The organism is Flavonifractor sp. DFI.6.63, from assembly GCF_024462255.1.
Lineage (GTDB): Bacteria > Bacillota > Clostridia > Oscillospirales > Oscillospiraceae > Lawsonibacter_A > Lawsonibacter_A hominis.
Map to the genome: position 1 here is coordinate 1 of NZ_JANGBE010000049.1, position 20,539 is coordinate 20,539.

21 protein-coding genes, 1 tRNA gene and 1 pseudogene are annotated in these 20,539 nt (G+C 59.0%); 4 read left to right on the forward strand and 19 right to left on the reverse strand.

The genetic code is table 11. From position 1 onward, the window contains the following. From NE547_RS16945 to typA, 3 genes are all read right to left on the reverse strand, one after another. Positions 1–397 (reverse strand): IS3 family transposase (locus NE547_RS16945; protein ID WP_256176521.1); only part of this gene is annotated, 397 nt, incomplete at its 3' end. Beyond that, entirely contained in the window at positions 394–678 is a 285-nt protein-coding gene (locus NE547_RS16950) for an imidazolonepropionase (RefSeq protein ID WP_207723784.1), read from the reverse strand. The genes NE547_RS16945 and NE547_RS16950, both read right to left, overlap by 4 nt. Before the next feature lie 110 nt (positions 679–788). Then, positions 789–2,612, reverse strand: a complete 1,824-nt coding sequence (gene typA, locus NE547_RS16955; protein WP_186906667.1) for a translational GTPase TypA — start codon at positions 2,610–2,612, stop codon at positions 789–791. Between the two features lie 542 nt (positions 2,613–3,154). Here typA and NE547_RS16960 point away from each other — a divergent pair. Further along, positions 3,155–3,231 (forward strand) — tRNA-Arg (locus NE547_RS16960). A gap of 189 nt (positions 3,232–3,420) precedes the next feature. On the opposite strand, the gene xerC is transcribed toward NE547_RS16960, so the two are convergent. The 11 genes and pseudogenes from xerC to NE547_RS17015 form a co-directional block, all read right to left on the reverse strand. Further along, a complete protein-coding gene (gene xerC / locus NE547_RS16965) occupies positions 3,421–4,830 on the reverse strand; it encodes a tyrosine recombinase XerC (RefSeq protein ID WP_256176522.1) in 1,410 nt (469 codons plus the stop codon). A gap of 21 nt (positions 4,831–4,851) precedes the next feature. After that, the gene (locus tag NE547_RS16970) at positions 4,852–5,058 is read right to left on the reverse strand and encodes a helix-turn-helix domain-containing protein (protein WP_256176523.1); all 207 of its coding nucleotides are present in this window, start codon (positions 5,056–5,058) and stop codon (positions 4,852–4,854) included. 529 nt (positions 5,059–5,587) lie between these two features. Beyond that, entirely contained in the window at positions 5,588–5,821 is a 234-nt protein-coding gene (locus NE547_RS16975) for a helix-turn-helix domain-containing protein (protein ID WP_050617427.1), read from the reverse strand. A gap of 5 nt (positions 5,822–5,826) precedes the next feature. Continuing rightward, a complete protein-coding gene (locus tag NE547_RS16980) occupies positions 5,827–6,258 on the reverse strand; it encodes a sigma-70 family RNA polymerase sigma factor (protein ID WP_256176524.1) in 432 nt (143 codons plus the stop codon). Positions 6,259–6,783: 525 nt separating this feature from the next. Continuing rightward, positions 6,784–6,969: a cysteine-rich KTR domain-containing protein gene (locus NE547_RS16985; RefSeq protein WP_009260154.1), complete on the reverse strand. Its 186-nt coding sequence runs from the start codon at positions 6,967–6,969 to the stop codon at positions 6,784–6,786. 1 nt (position 6,970) lies between these two features. Further along, positions 6,971–7,360 (reverse strand): DUF2992 family protein, encoded by a 390-nt coding sequence (locus tag NE547_RS16990; protein WP_256176530.1) that lies wholly within the window; start codon positions 7,358–7,360, stop codon positions 6,971–6,973. After that, positions 7,349–7,477: pseudogene (locus NE547_RS16995) on the reverse strand (IS5/IS1182 family transposase); the annotation flags it as partial. The gene NE547_RS16990 and the pseudogene NE547_RS16995, both read right to left, overlap by 12 nt. A 360-nt stretch (positions 7,478–7,837) precedes the next feature. Then, a complete protein-coding gene (locus tag NE547_RS17000) occupies positions 7,838–8,815 on the reverse strand; it encodes a 2-keto-3-deoxygluconate permease (protein WP_186906663.1) in 978 nt (325 codons plus the stop codon). A gap of 53 nt (positions 8,816–8,868) precedes the next feature. After that, positions 8,869–10,026: a UxaA family hydrolase gene (locus NE547_RS17005; protein ID WP_256176525.1), complete on the reverse strand. Its 1,158-nt coding sequence runs from the start codon at positions 10,024–10,026 to the stop codon at positions 8,869–8,871. A gap of 18 nt (positions 10,027–10,044) precedes the next feature. After that, complete coding sequence (locus tag NE547_RS17010; RefSeq protein ID WP_186906661.1) at positions 10,045–10,314, reverse strand: UxaA family hydrolase; 270 nt, start codon at positions 10,312–10,314, stop codon at positions 10,045–10,047. Beyond that, positions 10,311–10,631, reverse strand: coding sequence for a Dabb family protein (locus tag NE547_RS17015; RefSeq protein WP_256176526.1), 321 nt, complete (start codon positions 10,629–10,631; stop codon positions 10,311–10,313). The genes NE547_RS17010 and NE547_RS17015 overlap by 4 nt, the downstream gene beginning before the upstream one ends. Before the next feature lie 311 nt (positions 10,632–10,942). Between NE547_RS17015 and NE547_RS17020 the strand changes: the two genes are divergently transcribed. After that, positions 10,943–12,790 carry a sigma 54-interacting transcriptional regulator gene (locus tag NE547_RS17020; RefSeq protein WP_256176531.1) on the forward strand — a complete coding sequence of 616 codons (1,848 nt, stop codon included), beginning with the start codon at positions 10,943–10,945 and terminating at the stop codon, positions 12,788–12,790. Positions 12,791–13,043: 253 nt separating this feature from the next. Here the strand turns inward: NE547_RS17020 and NE547_RS17025 are convergent, their stop codons facing one another. Genes NE547_RS17025 through NE547_RS17035 form a run of 3 tightly spaced genes read right to left on the reverse strand, consistent with a single transcriptional unit; the run spans position 13,044 to position 16,690 of the window. Next, positions 13,044–15,329: a molybdopterin cofactor-binding domain-containing protein gene (locus NE547_RS17025; RefSeq protein WP_256176532.1), complete on the reverse strand. Its 2,286-nt coding sequence runs from the start codon at positions 15,327–15,329 to the stop codon at positions 13,044–13,046. A gap of 2 nt (positions 15,330–15,331) precedes the next feature. Continuing rightward, a complete protein-coding gene (locus tag NE547_RS17030; RefSeq protein WP_186906657.1) occupies positions 15,332–15,808 on the reverse strand; it encodes a (2Fe-2S)-binding protein in 477 nt (158 codons plus the stop codon). Positions 15,809–15,832: 24 nt separating this feature from the next. Then, positions 15,833–16,690: a xanthine dehydrogenase family protein subunit M gene (locus NE547_RS17035; RefSeq protein ID WP_186906656.1), complete on the reverse strand. Its 858-nt coding sequence runs from the start codon at positions 16,688–16,690 to the stop codon at positions 15,833–15,835. A 485-nt stretch (positions 16,691–17,175) separates the two neighbouring features. Here NE547_RS17035 and NE547_RS17040 point away from each other — a divergent pair, with 485 nt between their 5' ends. Continuing rightward, positions 17,176–17,544 carry a winged helix-turn-helix domain-containing protein gene (locus tag NE547_RS17040; protein WP_256176527.1) on the forward strand — a complete coding sequence of 123 codons (369 nt, stop codon included), beginning with the start codon at positions 17,176–17,178 and terminating at the stop codon, positions 17,542–17,544. Between the two features lie 85 nt (positions 17,545–17,629). On the opposite strand, the gene NE547_RS17045 is transcribed toward NE547_RS17040, so the two are convergent. Continuing rightward, positions 17,630–18,376 (reverse strand): nitroreductase family protein, encoded by a 747-nt coding sequence (locus NE547_RS17045; protein ID WP_186906654.1) that lies wholly within the window; start codon positions 18,374–18,376, stop codon positions 17,630–17,632. Positions 18,377–18,408: 32 nt separating this feature from the next. Here NE547_RS17045 and NE547_RS17050 point away from each other — a divergent pair, with 32 nt between their 5' ends. Further along, positions 18,409–19,269 (forward strand): RluA family pseudouridine synthase, encoded by an 861-nt coding sequence (locus NE547_RS17050; RefSeq protein WP_256176528.1) that lies wholly within the window; start codon positions 18,409–18,411, stop codon positions 19,267–19,269. On the opposite strand, the gene NE547_RS17055 is transcribed toward NE547_RS17050, so the two are convergent. Further along, the gene (locus tag NE547_RS17055) at positions 19,266–20,318 is read right to left on the reverse strand and encodes a hypothetical protein (RefSeq protein WP_256176529.1); all 1,053 of its coding nucleotides are present in this window, start codon (positions 20,316–20,318) and stop codon (positions 19,266–19,268) included. The genes NE547_RS17050 and NE547_RS17055 overlap by 4 nt on opposite strands. Positions 20,319–20,539: the final 221 nt, after the last annotated feature.

Here is a 20,539-nt window from a genome sequence, read left to right on the forward strand (position 1 = left end):
CCGTTACCCATTTTTGATTCGGACATTCAGCGGTGAAATCTCTGTTCAACAGATTGGGGTATTTGTGCAGACCTTCCCCATATCTTACATATCGTTTTCTTCTTATAACCGACAGCAAATTGTACTTATTCATTACTCTGAGAATGGTTTTAGGGTTGTGGTGGATGCCTTTGCGTTCAAGCCAGATACACACTCTGCGGTATCCATATGTGTTCCGGCTCTCTGCCTGACACTCTCGTATTTTTTCAGCAAGGGGCAAATCTTTGGCCAGGGCATCCATCCTGCTGACATATCCGTAGTAACCGCTACGGGATACTTCAAAAAAACGACACATTTCGCTGATGGGATACTCTTTTCTGTGTCGATATATCACCTTGTATTTTACGCTGATCTTCACTCCTTCCCAGTGAGCAAGAGAAAATCCCGCAACAGCTCTACTTCCATTTTCAAGCGCTTGTTTTCGTATTTGTACTCTGCCAGGGCCTTCGCAGGTTTCCGACCACGCTGCTTCGGTATGCCATGCAGCTCCTTTTTCCTTTCGCGTGTAAGAAGATGATGGATTGCTCTCTCTCCTGTCACCCCAAGTCTCTCCGCAACCTCTCGCTGTGTCATTCCGCCTTCAAGCATTTCTTTGATTTTAGGCAGTAATTCCTGGGTGTGCTGATACTTCCTTGCCATAATAATACCCCCTAATGTAGTACTTTCATTTTCCTTCATTAGGGGGCGTTTTGTCTATTGTCCGTTTTTACTGGTTCGGTTCACAAGGCCGGAGGGGCGTTCCAGCTTTATTATTTGCCGCCTTTGAGGGCCTTCATCCGGTCGGCGTGGCTCAGGATCCGCTTACGCAGCCGCAGATTTTCCGGGGTGACCTCCAGCAGCTCGTCATCCGCCAGGAACTCCAGGCACTGCTCCAGGCTCATCTGGCGGGGAGGCGTCAGCCGCAGGGCCTCGTCGGAGCCGGAGGCGCGCATATTGGTCAGCTGCTTCTTTTTGCAGATATTGACGCTGATGTCCTCCTGCTTGGGCGTCTCGCCCACCACCATGCCGGCGTACACCGGCACGCCGGCGCCGATGAACAGCACTCCACGCTCCTGGGCGTTATACAGGCCGTACGTCACGCTCTCGCCGGTCTCGAACGAGACCAGGGAGCCGGAATTGCGGCGCTGGATCTCCCCCTTCACCGGGGCATAGGAGTCAAAGACGCTGGCCATGATACCCTCGCCCTTGGTATCGGTCAGAAATTCGTTGCGATAGCCGAACAACCCTCGGGCGGGAACCAGAAATTCCAGCTTCATACGCTCCCCTACAGGAGTCATTTCCACCAGATCGCCTTTCCGGGAGCCGATCTTCTCAATAACAGAGCCCACCGCGTCGGCCGGCACGTCCACCACCAGGCGCTCGATGGGCTCGCACTTCTTCCCGTCGATCTCCTGGTACAGCACACGAGGGGGCGAGACCTGGAACTCGTAGCCCTCACGGCGCATGGTCTCGATGAGGATGGACAGGGACATCTCGCCCCGTCCCGCCACGTTGAAGGAATCGGTGGAGTCGGTCTCGCTGACCCGCAGGGACACATCCTTCATGGTCTCCCGGAACAGGCGCTCCCGCAGCTGGCGGGAGGTGACGAACTTTCCCTCCCGCCCGGCGAAGGGGGAGTCATTGACCGAGAAGGTCATCTCGATGGTGGGTGCGGAGATCTTCACAAATTCAATGGGCTCCACCGCCTCAGGGGCACAGATGGTGTCGCCGATGGTCACCTCCCCGATTCCGCTCATGGCAATGATGTTGCCGGCGGTGGCCTCGCTCACCGGTACCCGGCCCAGGCCGTCGAACTGGTAGAGGGAGACTGCCTTGGCCTTTTTGGCCGGCGCGTCCGCACTGTGATAGTTGCACACGGCAATGTCCTGGTTCTGCTTGATGGCGCCCCGCTCGATACGCCCGATGGCGATGCGCCCCACAAACTCATTGTAGTCAATGGAGGAGACCAGCATCTGGAAGGGCGCGTCCACATCAGCCTCGGGGGCGGGGATATAATCCAGGATAGTCTCGAACAGCGGCACCAGGTCGGTACCCGCCGCCTCGGGGGAGTAGGAGGCGGTGCCTTGGCGGCCGGAGCAGAACAGCATGGGGGAATCCAGCTGCTCGTCGGTGGCATCCAGATCCAGCAGCAGTTCCAGCACCTCGTCCACCACCTCGTGGATCCGCTGGTCGGGCCGGTCGATCTTATTGACCACCACGATCACCCGGTGGCCCAGCTCCAACGCCTTGGAGAGCACAAAACGGGTCTGGGGCATGGGGCCCTCGGCAGCGTCCACCAGCAGAATGACGCCGTTGACCATCTTGAGGATGCGCTCTACCTCGCCGCCAAAGTCGGCATGGCCCGGCGTATCCACGATATTGATCTTCACATCCTTATAATGGACGGCGGTGTTCTTGGCCAGAATGGTGATGCCGCGCTCACGCTCCAGATCGTTGGAGTCCATGACCCGTTCTACCGTGGCCTGATTTTCCCGGTAAATGCCGCCCTGCTTGAGCATCTCGTCCACCAGGGTGGTCTTGCCGTGGTCGACGTGGGCGATGATGGCTACATTTCTCAGCTTGGTATCCTGCAAAGTGGTGCACCTCAAATCCTATTTTCAAACAATATCGTTGTAAACTCGACCCTGTATTATACCGTAACCGGCCCAAAAACGCAATGTGTTTTTCAAACTTTTTTGCTGCCGGATCATTTCACACCGTTGACAGGGCTACCCACTTTGGGTTACAATAAGCAGGCGCCGTTGCATCCCCTCCGACTGCCGTTCCGCCGGGCGGGGCGGCTGCATCGTCCAAAGGCCCGCAGTTTTGTGGCGCCCGTTTTATTCGCCGCCCCGGGAAAGCGGACTTTTTTCGGCGCCGGGCGGGATCTCCAAAACGTTCCGCCCCCCGGTTCCCCGGTGTGGAAGGCGTCCCTTTTCCACCCTTATACGCGCCAGTAGATCAGCTGGGCAGAGCACCGCCCTCCTAACAAACGAACCGTTCGAATTCCGGAGCTTTGTAAAATTGAATCATTTCTGTATATGCCCCCGTACCTCACCAGGATAGAGGGTCCGCCTCCTAAGCGGCAGTTCGTTCGAATCCTGTTGAGCCTGAAAATTGAATATTTGTTGTATAAGCCCCCGTACCTCACCGGGATAGAGGGTCCGCCTCCTAAGCGGAATGTAGTGAGTTCGAGTCTCGCCGGGGGTGCCAAAAATGACCGCTGTAAGCCGTTTTTTGATGGTTTACAGCGGTTTTTTGTTATCATTCCTTTTGAACAGCCTTGCCGCGCTACCGGAACGATTTTACACATTTTCCGCTGTATCCCTGCTAATTGGCTTCGAACATTTTTTCCGGGTTTGCTAATGAAAATCGCGGATTTGCTAACACGATTTTTCCGAACTATTTTCCGGATGGGGCCGACGCCAGCAATGCGGCCAGTGTGTTGGCGAGTTCCGGCGACTTGCGGAGCTGTTCCACCAGGGCCTCCAGGTCCAGCGACACGCTCTCCGGCTCCTTCGGCCTCCTGGTTTTTGCAGGAGGGCGCACCGTCCGTAGGTCAGGATTGGCGCTGGCATAGAAGGCGTCCTCGAACTTCTGGGCGTTTACCTTGCGGTCCTCGTCCAGAATGTGGGCATACACGCTGGTAATCATGTCGATCTGGGCGTGGCCCGTGTCGCCCTGGGTGGCCTTCAGGTCGCCGTGGTTGAGTTTCAGCTTGTAAGTGGTGCTGGAATGGCGGAGAGAGTGAAAGACCACTTTCGGGAGTCCAGCCTTCTCCCGCAGCTTCTCAAACGACTTCAGGATGATACGGTCCTCACAGGGACGGCCATTGGCCAGCGCCACCACCAGGTCGTAGTCCTGATACTCGTCGCGGAGCAGCGCCCGCAGCTCGTCTTGCGCAGATTTCCATTCCCGCAGGATATAAGCCAGGGTCTTGGGCAGCCACACCTTGCGGATGCTGGAATCGGTCTTGGGCTTCTTCAGGATGATCCTGGTGCTGGTGTTGGGAAACAGAGGCGTGAATACATGGTAGATGTCCTTTTGCCCCAGCATCTCAATGGCCCGCTTGGAGGCCCGCGCCAGTTCCTTGTCGATGTAGACATAGGCGTTGTCATCGGCAATATCTTCATCGGAGATGTGGACATTGCTCCAGGTCAGTCCCAGAATCTCACCCATGCGCAGCGAACAGGCAAAGGCCAGGTTCATTGCCACATAGAGTTTGCTGTCCGTACACTGATCCAGGGCGGTGCGGATCATATCGGCGGTCCAGATGTCCCGTTTCTTGTATTCCACTTTGGGCAGCACCACATTGTCAAAGGGGTTCTTGGCAACCAGCTCCCACCGAACCGCCTGCTTGAAGGCACAACGGAGAAGTTTGATGATCTTCTCGATGGTAGCGTTGGTGACAAACTCCGTTTTGGCGTGGTGCGTTCTGGTGTTCACCGCAGGGGTTTTCTGCAAGGTCTGGATGTACTTATCCACCACCCGCGTGGTAATGTCCTGCACCTTCATATCCCCGATGATGGGGTTGATGTAGTTGGCGATCAGCGAGTTTTGGCTATCATACATGGACACGCCCCACCGCTTTTCGCCATATAGGGAAACGAAGTCCGACAGGAACTCCGCAATATTCTGATTGGTGGGAGGAAGGAAGGAGTTGGAGCTTTTCTGGCTCTCAATCTCCGCCTTGCGCTTCAATGCCTCCTGGTAGGAAGTGCGGGTTTCCCACTTCTGCTTGGTCTCGCCGTTCTCGTCCACATAGGTATAAACAATAGAATAGTTTTTCTTTCTTTTGATGATGGATGCCATAACGAACCTTCCTTTCTTGTGTCACAGGTCAAGTGACTCCAGCCAGTGGTCGAACGACCGCTTGGAAATTCGTATGGCGTTGCCAATTCGTACGCTTTTGAAAAGGCCCTCCTGCACAAGTCTATATGCCCGTGCCTGGCTGACGCCTAATATACGGGCAATCTCGTTGACCGTATAGGTGCGGCACTCCAAAGGCCTTTTCTCCGTACCGTTCTGAATCTCTGACACAGCAGCCTCCTTTCCAGTCAGAAACGGCACGCAAAAGGGTGTTCCTTCATAACTTCCACCCTCATTGTACCGCGCCGTTTCGGGTTTGTCTGCTGCTAATGGAAAGTTTACGAATTATCCGTAAACAGAAAAGCAGAAGATTTATCTGAAAATCAAAGAGGCAAAAAACGGACGGCTGCCGGCAAGCAGCTCCACGGGAATCTCACCCCGGCCCATGCTGATGGGTGCGCCGCGCAATGCTTTGAGGGCGTTCAACGCGGGAGTCTCATTATCCTGTCTGTGCATCCTCGCCCACAGGCTGCCACACCTGTTTCGCGGCCTGGTTTTGTCGCTCACCTGTTTGGTAGGGGTCCCGTCCTGCGGACTTGCAACAGGGTCGTGGCGCACCGGCCGACCGGCTCCACACAGACAGATCGTATCCGTCTGCCTTATGCTGCCCGAAGGCTTTCTTTGTCAAGGTGGGGTCAGTCCCCGGTATCGGCAAAGGAGGAAAGGGTAAGCCGCTTGCCTTCTGCCAGGGCTGAAAGGATCAGGCGCGCATCACGGCCCGGATCAGTCGGATTTCCAGACAGCGTTTCATATGGGTATCCACGCACACATGAGGGGTTCCGTCTTTGTCATAGAGGGTACGGGTACACAGGCGGCTCATATAGTCGTCGTAGTACCGCAGCACTTGCTCCATGGCCTCGCTGTCACCACCGGAGGCCGCGTGGATCACCCAAACGGGCGGCAGGTCCTTTCCCTTGTGGATGGGCTCCGTCATCTTCCTCAGCCTCCTTTCGGCATCAGCGCCGACAATGCTTCGCGCAGCTCCTGCAGCGCCTTCGTCCGGTGCCGCTGAACGGCGCTCCGGGACATCCCAACGAGATTGCCGATCTCACCGTCTGCCAGGTCCAGAGTGCAGTGCAAAATCAAAATGCTCTGCTCTGTCTGCGGCAATGCGGAGAAAGCCTCGGCCACAAGCTCGTTGTCGATATGTAGATCGTAGCCGTGCGACGAGAACACAATGCTGTCGCTGGGGTAACGATCCACGACGCAGAGCTTGTCCAGCTCCGCCTGGGACAAGTCGCTAAAGAAGGCTTCACGCTCTCTTTGGCGTTTCATGTTCCGCAGGTAGGCTCTGGCCTCGTTTCGCAATACCTTCTTGCAAAAAGCATCGAACCGGCATTGCTCGCCATAGTCGCGGGGGTTAGATTCCATCAATTTCACCCCCTTTCCGTGGGGGGATCAGGTGGTTCTCTCCCTTTCCGCTACTACCAATCCTGCGAGAGCGAGTTCTGCCCGCTAAACGCCTCCTTTTTGAAGAAAATTTGAGAAAAGCAATGGCCAGCCATTCCGACCACAGGAAACGACAAAAAGCGCCCGGCAGGTCACAGACCCACCGGACGTAATAGTAAGTGATATGCAGATTGTTTACATGGTATAGTTCATACTCATGGCCGAACATCTCCGCCGACTGAAACAAGCTTTTTTTGAGCGGCTAACCCTTGTCAGATCAGGCGGGGATAGCATTCGGCGCAGCATGGCGGCATCCTCCTTCTATGCCGCCGTGTGAGCTGTCTGGACAAAGAAAAACGGCGGCTCGAATCGAACCGCCGTGAATCAAGTGCTTTTTTGCGCATAGAAAGCCGTCTGCCCCGCAGCGGTTTTTTTCTTTTCTGCCGCCGGGCAGATCATAGAGGATATAAAAACAGAGCCGATAACCTTAGAGGTTTTACCTCGGTGTTATCGGCTCTGCGTCTTAGCGTCTGGCTCTTGGATGATGGATAGATTCAGTTGTCTTACCGCAATCAAGGTTTCGTGTTTACACTTGGGGCAATACAGCGGAAAGTTTTCCAGGACTGTATCATCGCGGATTTTCAATCGCGTTTTGCTGCCGCAAAAGGGGCATAAAATCCATTCTATCTTCATGTTATCTTCCTCTGTGCTTGGCTTTCTTCTTTTCCTGCCGTATGGCAAACTGGCGGTCTTTCTCCGCCTCTTTCTGCTCACGGCTCTTGGTTTTCCGTTCCAGCTTACATTGCTCATGCTGGAGTTTTAACGCCTGCTGCGCCTTTGTTCCAATGCCTTTATCCTGCAGTTGGCTTTGAATTTCGCGCTGCATATGTTTCAGGGAACACCGCTTGAAGCCGTAGGCAATGGACGGAAGGCTGCAACTTTGCAGACATTCATCTTCCAGCGTCAGCCGTTTCCCGTCACGGGTGGTCTTATACACCCTGGTAATGGGCGGCATCCCGTGGTCCTTCAGCCAGCGGTCCATTACCTCCAGATAGGCGTAGGTGTGGGAAAGGACTGCATTGATGAATCTGCGATTATCCTCGGCTATTCCACCCCATTGGCCACGCTGACCAGGGAGGTAAGGCGCGATGAGTTCCCATGCTGCGTCACTGATGTCGTGCCTATGGTAGGATGCATCCATATCTTTAGCCTCCAACTGCTTCAGTTGCAACTATTATATCATTTGTTTCGTGTAGACGCCACCTAGGTAATATTATTCAAACGGGCTTTCGGATGTGTGAGCAGAAGGCCATGACCTCGCTGAAACAAAGGAAAGGTGCATCGCTTATAAGGCGATGCACCTTTCCTTTTGTGGCAAATGAACCTTTACAGCACAACCGATTAATACAAGCCGTTGTCATTGATGGGCAACTCAAACATTGCCCACAGGGACGTGGGGTATCCTCTGTCCCTGTGGGTATCTGCTTGGGTGGTGTCCCCGGGCAGACTTCCGGGTCTTACAGAAATCCAGGAGTTTTACTTGCACTTAGCAGATGGCCAATCAGCCTTTGACATCCTGATTGGCCAGGGCCTCCCGCTCCAGCTTGGGGCAACCGAACTTCTTGGCCATCAGGCTGGTGACAATGGGGCAGAGAATGGCGGTGACAATGACGGCAGTAGCCACGGCTGCGGTGGCGGACTCCACCTGGTAGGCTAGGTTGGGAGATGCCTCTGCGATAATAGCGGGAACGGCCACGGCATTGCCAGCGGTAGTGCAGATGGCGGCGCCGGCGTAGCCAGGACGACGCAGAATCAGCTTATCGGCAGTGATGGTGAAGATACCGGTGAGAACCACTACCAGTACACCCAGGACGATACCGATGGCGCCGCCGGTAACGATGTTGCGCAGGTTCAGGCCGGTCCCCAGGCAGAACGCCAAGAAGGGCAGGGTAAACATGATGCCGGGTTGCAGGAATTTCCGGATGTCCTTGTCCAGATTTCCCAAGATGATGCCTACGATTAGGGGTACCACAGAGGCCAGTAAGGACTTCCAATCGAAGCTGGTTACACCGGCCAGACCCAGCCCCAGCAGGGTAAGAAAGGGGCCGTCATTGATACCTAGCAGGGACTGGGCACCCAGGTCGTTTTCATCCCCAAAGTTCGTCATCAGGCCCAGGTACATACCCCCGTTGCTGTTGGTGACGGCGGCCAGGAGCATTAGGGGGGTAATCCCCAGCACGCCGGCGGGGCCCCAAATCATGTTGGCGATGACGGTGGGCACGAAGCCGGCCAGGAACTTGGCGATTAGCAACACCGCACCCCGCTTGAGGGGCTCGCCCACCCGGGTGACGGTAATCTGAGAGCCCACGCACATCAGGCTGGCTCCGATAAAAGCAGAGGCTCCGGATTTGAAAGTGGCGGTGGTCATGCCACCCAGATCCAGAAACTGAGGAAATACCAGATTAACGATAGCGCCCAAGAATAGAGGGACGACCATCAGACCACCGGGGACCTTTTGTATGGTTTTCAGGATTTTCATAGCTTGCTCTCCTCTCTAAAGTCTTTTGCAGACAGTATAAATTTTCAGGGAACTCAGCAGTAACTGCCCATTTGATCGATGGCCATGTCGGAGATGCCGTTGATCTCCGCCTTGACCAGCTCGCCGTCGCACACACGGCGGATATACTTCAGCAACTCATCCCCTAGAGCTTCCACCGTCTTCTCACCGGTGATGCTGGCGCTGCTGTCGAAGTCGATGATGTCCTCCAGCCACTGGGCGGTATGTCCATTTCCGGTGGCCTTGAGGACGGGGGCGATGGCACTGCCAACGGGGGTACCCAGGCCGGTGGTGAACACTACCAACTGGGCCCCGCCGGCAATAAGGGACATGGTGGATGCCACGTCGTAGGCGGTGCCGTCCATGAATACTAAGCCCTTCTTGTCCACCATCTGCCCGTAGCTGTACACCGCCTGGAAGGGCCTGGTACCGCTCTTGTGGACGCACCCGATGGACTTTTCTTCCAAGGTGGTAAGACCACCAGCCTTATTACCGGGGGAGGGGTTTACATTGCGGATATCCTCGCCGGCTTCCAGGTGGCGGCGTTCATTGGCCAGCACGGCGTCATAGAGCTGCTGCCCCACCTGGGGGGTACAGCCCCGGCGTTTGAGGATATTCTCTGCCCCGATGGCCTCCGGCGTCTCGCATAGGATGGTGGTGCCCCCCAGATCTACCAGGCGGTCGGAGGTATTGCCCAGCACCACGTTGATGGAAAAGCCAGAGGTGGGGTCGGAGCCACCGCACTCCAGGCCCACGATGAGTTCGCTTATATCGCAACTCTCCCGCCGGCAGGCCCGGGCCTCCTGCTGGAGTTGCGCCACCAGTTCCAGGCCATGGGCCACCGTGCGCCCCAAGCCTCCCTCCTTCTGGATGCTGATATAGCGGACGGGTTTATCGGTCTTTTTCCGGATGGCCTCCATGTACCGGGCCTCCTGTATGCTTTCACAGCCCAGCCCCACAATGAGGGCCCCGTACACGTTGCCGTTGGCGATGAGGCCAGACAGGATCTCCAGGGTCATGGCGGTGTCCCTAGCATCTTGAGCACAGCCGTTGGGATTATAGAGATAGGTGGCCCCGCTCTTCTCACAGATCTTCCTGGCTGCTCCAGCCGAGCATATGCAGCCCGGCATGACCACCACGTGGTTGCGGATGCCTACGTGGCCATCCGTGCGGCGATATCCCATAAAATGCATGCCGATCCTCTCCCCCCCTCAGAGTGTACTACTCAGATTCTGCGTGTGGACGTGTTCCCCACGGCCGATGGGCCGGGTGGCGTGGCCGATATGCTCGCCATACTTGATGACGGAGCTTCCCTCCGCCAGATCCCGCAGGGCCGCCTTGTGGTAGAGGGGTACGTCGGTGGCGGCGGCAAGGGAAAATGTCTCACCCTCCCGCTGATAGCAGATCTCTCCGCCGGCGGGTACAGCCTGGGTAACGGTAACCACATCGTCGTTTGACGCCATAAGAACCGCATTGATCAAGATGTCTCTCTCCTTTCCAATCTTTCCATTTCCATGCAATCAAATGTTAGGCGCCGGGATATACAGGGCTCGATCTCCTCTGCAAAGCTACGGTGGAGCGGATGCTCCAGGTAGGCCTCCAGCGCCTCGTGCCCCTCCAATGTCATACGTACCAGCAGGTCTGCGTTGGTATTCCGGGGAATGCAGTTCCGGCTGACCTGGACATCTTCGATCCCCGCCAGTGCTTTACCGATGCCGGTAAAAACTTCGACGGCCATGGAAAAGACCTCGTCGGAAAAAAAGCCTGGTTTAAATTTCAACAGCAGATAGTGGATCATCGGGCCTCCTCGTTTTCTTGGCAGCGATGGGGAATTGCTTGAGATGCGCGTCTCGCTTTTTATAAAAGCAAACTGCATGCCAACAGTGACAAAGGCGGACTGCGGCGTGCAAGCGCTTCCGGCGCAACGGGTCGTGCCAAGTCCCGCCGGGGTCGGGAAACAACGCCGCCGAAGCGTTGTTTCAATTATGAAATTTTAGATTTCATTTTCAAAACAGCTGTGGTAAAATGGAAAACGGGGAGGGAACGCATGCAATGGATCAGAGATCAGATAAGCAATTTCTTGTCGTAGCCCCGGACGGTGTGGACAATATGGTGTCCTTTCGGGCACTACAGCCCTACATTTATAAATTTATCCGGTCCAGCCCGTGTCCCGAATTGCTCCGGCAAGTACGGGAGGCGCTCCAGGAAACCGATATTTATGGGATCCTCACGCGGGGCAGCCTGGCGCAATATCTTTATGTCAATCGTATCCCGGTCCCGATCTTTGAATTAAATTACGGGCTGTACGCCATCTTGACCCTATTGAAGGAATGCGTAGCGGATGGGTACCGCAAGATCTGTATTTTTGAGATCGGCTCCTACACGCCCGGACAGGAGCAGCAGGAGCAGCGGGCTCAGCTGTTCCTGGGGGATTACGAATTAAGCTTTTACCGGTTCTATGACCGCGCTTCGGTGGAGCAGGAAATCCGCCAGCTCTGGGGGCAGGGAAAGCTGGATCTTGTGATCGGAGACGTGGAGCCGATCATGATTGCAAAACGTCTTGGATTGCCCAGCCGGAACTTTGTGATCGATGAACGTTCCTATCGCAATACGATCGAAGAAGCACGCTATATGACGGAAATGACGCTGAAAGAGCGGGCGCAGGATCGTTTCATCTCCGTTATCACAAATATTATCGCAGAGGCTGTCATTATAGCGGATGAGACCGGAAAAATCCAAAGCTGCAACCTTCAGGCCGAGCGTCTTCTGCTAAAACGCGAACCCTGCAATCAGGTACAGGAACTGTTCGGCATGGAACTGCCCCTGCTGCTGGAACTCCCGGCCAACCAGCTGGCGGATATTCGCGGCAAACGTTATGTAGTCAGCGTCATCCCCCGGGTGGTGGGCGAAGAGCGCATGTACGCCTTTGTCCTCAGCAATGCCAACGACGTAGAAAAGATGGAGTTGTCAATCCGCAGGCAGAACCGGGAGCGGGGGTTAACGGCAAAGACCTTTTTTCAAGACATCGTCTGCCGTGATCCGGTATCCATACAGCTTGTAGAAATGGCCAAGCGCTATGCGAAGAGCAACGGCACGATTCTTCTAAGGGGCGAGACCGGCACTGGAAAAGAAGTCATCGCCTCCAGTATTCATAATGAAAGCCTGCGGGCCGACGGCCCTTTCCTTGCAATCAATTGCGCGACTTTTAATGAAAACCTGATAGAAAGTGAACTGTTCGGCTACGAAAAGGGCGCCTTTACCGGTGCGCTCCCCGGCGGGAAGCAGGGCCTGTTCGAACTGGCCCATCATGGAAGCCTTTTTCTGGACGAGGTGGGGGAGCTTCCGCTTTCTCTTCAGGCTAAATTGCTTCGCGTACTGCAGGAAAAAGAAGTCATGCGGGTGGGCGGAAGCCGGATTATCCCTGTGGACGTGCGGATCATTGCGGCTACCAACCGGGATCTGCTCGAGATGGTCCAGCAAAAGAAGTTTCGCGAGGATCTCTACTATCGTTTAGCGCTGTTGGAGCTGGACATCCCCCCCCTGCGCAGACGCAGGGAAGACATCGTTCCGCTGTTTACCAGCTTTTTGGCGGAAGTTTCCGAGCAGGAGAAACGGGCCGTGTTTTGGGACGACATGTCCGTTTTTGAGCCGATCCTGGATTACGATTGGCCGGGAAATATCCGGGAACTACGGAATTTTGCCGAACGCGTGGTGCTGCTGTGCAGGGATTATCGATTGGATCGTGCGTTTTTAGCCCGGATGATGCAGCAAAAGGGGCATTCGGATCTGCATGCGCAATATACCGCGCCGCTTACAGACGACCTCAAGGCGCTGGAACGCCATTACATCGCCTTCCTCTTGGAGCGCTTTGGCGGGGACAAGGACAAGCTATGCTCCTACCTTCACATCAGCAAATCGACCCTTTGGCGCAAGTTGGATCAGCCATACCGTTCGTAAACGGGCCCGGATCTCATAGCTTCCCTTCGTTCCAAATCGGAACGGAGAAACGCAAGCGGCCTTTTTCGTATATCATACGAATCGGCCGGCACACAGTTAGAAACGACAAAAGCGATGGCCATCCGAGCGGTTTTCCGGACAGTCATCGCTTTTGGAATAAAAAGGGAACCAAATCATCCCCCGCCCCCGGCCGAGGCGCCCTTAGGCCGAGGAGGCTCGTTCGCATCCGTGCTTGCTTGAACGGCGAACCGGGTCAGACCTTCCCGGCGGCCTTCAACCCGGCCAGCACCCGGCCCGGCGTCAAGGGAAACTCATGGAAGCGGACGCCGGTGGCATCCTCCACCGCGTTGCCAATGGCGGCCAGCGTGGGATTTACGCCGCACTCTCCGATGCCGATGATACCAAACACGCCGGAGGGGTCCGGGTTTTCCACCAGGATCGACTCGATCTCGGGGCGGTCGTCAGCGGTGGGAAGCATATAGCTGTGAAAGCCCTTGTTATAAAACCCCTTCCCTTCCACATAGGTCATCTCCTCGCGGACTGCATAGCCCACGCCCTGGAGCACGCCCCCCTCAATCTGCCCCTTGCACAGGCGGGGATTTACGGCCCTGCCCACGTCGTGGGCAGCGGCCACCTTGAGCACCTTGACCATGCCGGTCTCCAGGTCCACCTCCACCTCTGCGGCCTGGGCGTAGAAGGGCAGGCAGTTGGGCGGCACCTTGCAGGAGGAGGCCATGAACTGCTTGCCCTCCAGGTGGGCGGCGGAAGCCATCTCCGCCAGGGTGGACACGGGCTTGCCGCCGCTGGTAATTATGCCGTCGTCCAGCTCCAGGCTCCCGGGGTCCAGGTCCAGGTGCCGGCCCACCCAGGTGAAGATATCCCGGCGCAGCTCCTTGGCCGCGTCGGCCATGACGTAGCTGACGGTGTAGAGCGTCCGGGTGGCATGGCTGCCGATGTCGAAGGCGGCGGCGTCCGTGTCGCCAAACTTCATGACCGCATTCTGGAAAGGGACCCCGATGAGGTCGCTGGCCACCTGGAGGCACGCGGTGGTGGAACCGGGGCCGATCTCCGGAATGGCGCTGTTCACGAAGAGGGTGCCGTCCCGCTCGATGCGGAGGAGCACCGTATTATAGTCCACACAGAACGGAGCCGCGTTGCTCACGTGCGTACCGGCGGAGATCCCCACCCCCCTGCGGACCGGACCGGTCTGCTGAGCGGCCCGGCCGTGCTTTTCGTTCCACTGGATAGCGGCGGCCGCCCGATCCAGGCACTCGTTGGTGCCGCAGGAGCCCGGCGGGAATGGGAACCAGTTTCGGGTGTCCTCGCGGGTGGAGTTTTTCTTGCGCAGCTCGATGGAGTCCATCCCCAGCCTCTGGGCCATGAGCTCGATGGCGGGCTCCACCACGGCGTTTCCCTGGGGGGAGCCGAAGCCGCGCATGGCGCCGGCCGTCATTTGGTTGGTATAGACCGGCCAGCCGGTGTAGCGGAAGTTGGGAATCACGTAGGCGCCCGCCGTACCGCAGGCACCGCAGACGCCCACCAAGTCGGTGCCAAAGGTGGCGTAAGCGCCGGTGTTCAGCCACGCCCGTGTGTCCAGCGCCACAAAGGCGCCGTCCTTTCGGGCGCCCAGGCGGCACTCCAGATAGCCGCCGTGGCGGGAATCGGAGCAGGTAAAGTCTTCCTCGCGGGTGTAGATCAGCTTGACCGGACGGCCGCACTTCATCGACAGCGCCGCCGCCAGGATCTCGGCCTTGCCGGACAGGCCGATCCGCACGCCAAAGCCGCCGCCCACATAAGGGGGGTTGCGTACCGTGACCTTGCTGACGGGCAGGTCCAGGGCTTCGGCGAGGATCATTTTGGTGGGATAAGGGGCCTGGGTGGTGGAGATCACGTCCAGTCTGCCGTCGGGACAATAGGAAGCCACGGCGCCGTGGGTCTCCATCTGCGCCTGCTTGACCCGGGGCAGCTTCACCCGATACTCCACCATCTCGTCGCAGTGCTTGAACGCCTCGTCGGGATCGCCGCCAAAGGTGAGGATGACCGGACCGCCGCAGATGTTGTTGTATTCCGGATTGGCAAACCGGGGCTGGACCTGAGGGGCGTCGGGCTTGACGGCCTCCAGAGGGTCGTAGACGGCAGGCAGCTGCTGCCACTCGACCCGGATGAGCTTTACCGCCTGGGCGGCGATCTCCTCCGTATCCGCGGCCACGCCGGCCACTTCGTCGCCGATGTACTTGGGTTCGCCGGTAAAGATGGTCTGATCCAGCACCGGCTTATGGGGCAGCGGAGTGATGAACATGGGGGCCGCGCCGTTCCACAGCTTGGCGGTGGTATTTTCAAAGGTGCACACCGCGCGCACGCCGGGCAGGGCCTCGGCCGCGCTGGTGTCGATGGAGAGGACCTTCGCATGGGCGTAGGGGCTGCGGAGGATCTTGCCATGGAGCATCCGGGGCAGATGTACGTCAAACGTAAACACGCCCCGGCCGGTCACCTTGTCAAAACCGTCGTTGCGGGGGATGTCTTTTCCCACGTATCTCACGCTCAACCCTCTCCCCTCCTCATGCGGTCGGCAGCGGCTTCTACCGCCTGTTCGATGTTTACATAGCCGGTGCAGCGGCAGACGTTTCCGCCCAAGGCCTCGCGGATCTCCGCCTTCGAGGGGGCCGGGTTGGCGTCCAGCAGAGCCTTGGAGGACATGATCATGCCCGGGGTGCAGAATCCGCACTGGACCGCGCCCTTGTTCACAAACTCCTCCTGAAGGGGGTGGAGCCTGCCGCCCCGCTCCAGGCCTTCGATGGTCTCGACGCAGGCGCCCTCGGCCCGCAGAACGGGGATAATGCAGGAAGTGACCGCCTTGCCGTCCAGGATAACGGTGCAGGCGCCGCACTCGCCCTTTCCGCAGCCGATCTTGGTGCCGGTGAGATACATCTTTTCCCGCAGGAATTCCGCCAGCGAGAGGGCGGGGTCCACCTCCGCTGTGATCGGTTCGCCGTTGATCGTCGTATGCAACTGAGCCATACTGTCGTCACCTCTCCTTCTCTGTCACGAAAGCTGCGCACGGCAAGCTTCCAGCGTACGGCGGATGATTACGGGCAGGGCCTCCAGCCGGTACTCCCGGCTGCCGCGCAGCGGATTGCTTCTGGGGTTTGCGTTCTCCAGAGCCAGCTCACCCGTGCGGGCCATGACCGCTTCCGTCAGTTCGCGGCCCTTCAGATACGCCTCGGCTGCCGCGGCCCGGACGGGGCCCACCCCCACGGGCGCCATGGCAATGCGGGCCCAGGTCACCGTTTTGCCCTCACAGTGCACCATGGCCGCGCAGTTGAGCATGGGCAGGGAGAGGGACTTGCGCAGCTCCAGCCGGTAGAAGGCCGCCGCCTCGCCCTTTTGGGGCAGCGGGATGGAGATGCGCTTTACGAGCTGGCGGCTGTGGTCCACCCTGCTCTTGGCAAAGCCCGCGTACATCTCGCCCATAGTGAGCTCCGCCTCGCCGCCGGCGGAGCAGACGGTGAAGACCGGATCCAGGGGCGCCAACGCCATGGCGCCGTCACCGGCGGGCTGGGCGCTCACCACATTGCCCGCCAGCGTGGCGGAGTTCCGGATCTGCAGCGATCCCACGCAGCCGCAGCCCTGCGCCAGGGACGGGAAATATCGCTTGACCAGGGGCGAGCGGGCGATCTGCGTCAGGGTGGCCGCCCCGCCGATCACCAGGCGCTCTCCGTCTGCGGAGATCCCGGCCATATCGGCTGCCTTGGTTACGTCGATAAAGCACTCCGGGCAGATCTTTCCCTCTTTGAATTCCACCATCAGATCCGTGCCTCCCGCCATGATCACGCCCTTGCCCCCGGCCCGGGTCAGCAGCTCTACGGCCTCCCCGGATGACGATGCGCTGACATATTGCATTACCGCGTCTCCCCTTTCTAAACCGTTCGGTATTGTTTCCCTTATCTAAGCACAATCCCATCCCGCCGTCAATCCAGGCAAATTGTCTCATTTCTCAGGGGATGTTTTTCCCTTTCCCGTTTTATTTTGATAGAATTATTCAATTTTTTTGAAAAAAAGCCGTTTGGCGTCTCTTTGTCCGCGCTTTTATTGATAAATATTAAACCACACAGTCTGGTTAATTTGCACAAAAATTATATGGTTAAATTATTCACAAAGTCAATTTTCGTTGTATGAATTGAAGGATAACGCCTTTCCTTCTCCGGCCGCCCGGCCGAATCCGGCTTTTTGTGCTATAATAATGCCTGCTGGACCGACCGCTTTGCGGTCCGTCCAGCAGGCAGCTGCCGTGCAATTGCTGCAACGCGTATTTCCGGCGGGCGCAAACCCTCCCCGCCGAAATCCGTATTACAATAAAATACCATCACCGTGAGGAGGGCATAGATATGGAGCAGCGCTGTCAGGTCGTCCTGTTCAGCAGCGCGGGAAAGAAGTGCTTTGGGCCGGGGCCGGCGGAGCTTTTGGAGCGGGTGGAGCGGTCCGGCTCTCTCCATCAGGCCGCCAAACAGATGTACCTCTCCTACTCCAAGGCCTTCAAACTGATCCGTGCGGCGGAAGAGGGCCTTGGCTTTCCCCTGATGGAAACCCGGATCGGCGGCGCCAGGGGCGGCGGGAGCATCCTCACCCCGGAGGCCCGGCGGGCGCTGGCCCAGTACCGCGCCTACGAGGCCGCCGTCCATGCCGCCGCCGAGGAGCTCTTCCCCCGCTTTTTCCCCGGGAACCACAGCCCTGCCGCCGATTCCCCGCCGTCCTGATCCGCCGGGGCAGGCCGCCCCAGGGGCGGTATCGGCGTGCTCCCCTCCGCGCCGGGGGACGGGCGGAGCAAGCGTGCGGCGCCGCTCAGGGGTAGGACGATCCGCCGCCCCGGAAGCTGGAGAGGTATTCCTCCACCGACCGGGTCATCTCCCGGGAAAAGCCGGAGTCATACTTCCGGTCACAGAAGGCCCGCAGCCAGTCGGCATAGGGCCGCTCCTCCGCTTTCCAGGCCAGCATCTGCCGAAGCTCCCCGGTGTCCATCCGGCGGTAGCCGTTTTCATGGACGATGTGCTTCAGCCCGCACCGTCCGGGCTTGGGCCGCGCCTTCTGCTGCTGCGTGGGACGCCCCAGCACCAGCATGACCGCCGGGAACACATAGTCCGGCAGGGCCAGCAGGGTGCGATGGATCCGGCACTGCTCCATGATGTCTCCGATGTAGCAGGAACCGATCCCCAGGCTCTCGGCGGCGGTGACCGCGTTTTGGGCGGCCACGGCGCAGTCGGTGACCGCCAGCATCAGATCCCCCGCGCCGGGCCTGCGGGGCGCGCAGCCCGCGGCACGGTAGGCGTCGTACCACTTCTGGCAGTCGGCGCAGAAGATAAGCACCACCGGCGCCCCGGCGATGAAGGGCTGATGATCACAGGTCTCCGCCAGGCGGTCCTTCAGGGCCGGGTCGGTGATATCCAGAATAGTGTACAGCTGCTGGTTTCCTGCCGTGGGGGCCGCACAGGCCGCCTCCAGGATGGCGCGCTTCTCCTGCGGCGTGACCGGCTCTCCGGAAAAGGCCCGCACCGATTTGCGGGCATGGAGCCCCGCCAGGATTTCATTCATATTACCTCACCTCAATGAAAGGATCTGATCCAATGCAGCCAAAACAGGCCCCCATCCTCACGGTGGACCGGGCGGACACCCTGCTTCCCTTTCTGCTCTCCCACCAAAAGGGGAAGAGCCGCAACAACATCAAAGCGCTGCTCACCCGGGGGCAGGTGCTGGTGGATGGGCAGGCAGTCACCCGTCACGACCATCCCCTCGTCCCCGGCCAGACCGTGTCTCTGCGTCCCCGTCTGCAGGGCGGCGATCTGCCCTTCCCCCTGCTCTACGAGGATGCGGATCTGCTGGCCATCGACAAGCCCGCGGGGCTGCTCTCCACCGCCAACGAGCGGGAGCAGGAGCGCACCGCCTTCCGTGCGGTGTCCGACTGGCTGCGGGACCGCGGGGAGGGCCGCGCCTTTCTGGTCCACCGGCTGGACCGGGACACCTCCGGCGTGCTCCTCTTCGCCAAGTCGGAGGCAGTGCAGCAGCGCTTTCAAAACGAATGGAACACGCTCATCCGCCGCCGGGGGTACCGCGCGGTGGTCGAGGGCGCGCCGCCCGAGCCGGCCGGCACCATCCGCACCCAGCTGCGGGAAAATCGGATCCACAGGGTCTATTCGGTCCGCTCCGGCGGCAAGACCGCCGTCACGCATTACCAGGTGGAGCGCCTGGGAGCGGACTACGCCCTGCTGGCCGTAGCGATCGATACCGGGCGCAAAAACCAGATCCGGGTCCACTTCAGCGAACTGGGCTGCCCCGTGGCCGGGGACAAGGTGTACGGCGCGGCCACCGATCCGCTGGGCCGCCTGTGCCTGCACGCCCACGAGCTGTCCTTTGCACACCCGGTCACCGGGGCGGAGCTGCTGCTGCGCTCCGAGACCCCCAGGGGCTTTTCCCGGCTGGTTCGCTAGGGCTGCCGTTCCGCCAGCCCCAGGCAGGTCCGGATGCCCGCCCGCAGCTCTACCAGCTCCGGATAGCCATAAAAAAAGTCCAGCTTTTGCTCCCACACGCTGCCGCCGCCCTGCCGGGGCCAGAGCACGAAATAGGTAAAGCTCTCGGCAATATCCTCCGAGGGATCGGTAGCGGCGTAGTCGGTCACGAAGTCGTCCTCGTGCCGCAGGAAAAAGCGATCGCTCTCCGGGTTGGCCCGGCGGTCGTCCAGGTAATCGCTCCAGAAGGCCTGATAGAAGTCGTCCAGATAGGAGCCGGGGACCGCCGCCATTCCCTCCTCATTGTAGGTGTCGGCGGTCTGAGCCGCGGTATAGGTCACCTGACCGGCGTTGAGGGTCAGGTAGTGGGTATACTCGTGGAGCACCGTCTCGGTAAACCAGTCCCCGTCTCCCGCGTCCGCAGGGTCCACCGCGATCTCCCAGCGCTCCCCCGCGCCGTCCAGCGCCGCCACATAGGCCAGGGTCTCGTCCGCCCCGTCGGTAAAGACGGTGAAGCGGGAAAACGCCGCCCAGCTTCCCTCCGGCAGAAGGCCGCGCATTTGCGCCCAGAGCGCCTCGTATTCCACCTCCCGATCGCCGTCCGGCCGGAACGGGCTTTCCGGGTCGGGCCGAAGGGTCTCATCCTCCTGGATCCAATACTCCGCCAACACCCGATCGGCGGGGCTGTCGGAGTCCCAGCCGCCGCCGTCGCCCAGATATCGGGCGGTATAGCGCTCGTAAAGCCGGTTGAGCTGCGCCACCAGCCGCGCCTCCTCCCCCTCCGGCTGCCAGCCGCCGGAGGCTTGGCGGGCCTGACGCAGCGGGATGATGCGCTCCAGCAAAGCAACCACCCGCTCCTCCTCCCGCTCCGAGACCCGTTCTGCCAGCCGGCCAAGCTGGGCCCGGGCCAGATGCAGGGCCTCGGTATGCGCCGCGCCGGCGCCCGCCTCAGGCGCTGCGGCGGGTGCGGGAGCGCAGCAGGCCGAGCAGCACAACAGCAAAAACAGGATGCATACCGCCGCTTTTTTCACCCGACCACCTCTTTTCTGGTGGTATTTTACCACGGCTGCGGCGGAAAGAAAAGGGCGTGCCCCGCGTCTTTTCGAGACGCGGGGCACGCCCCCGGCTTTGGTAGTACCGCAGGCAACCCCCGGCTAAGCCGGGGGTAAAAAAGTAGCTTATAGCGAGGAGAAAAGTAGAAAAGAAAAAGGCTCCCTGTTAAAGTAAAAGTGGTTTGCCGACCACACAACTA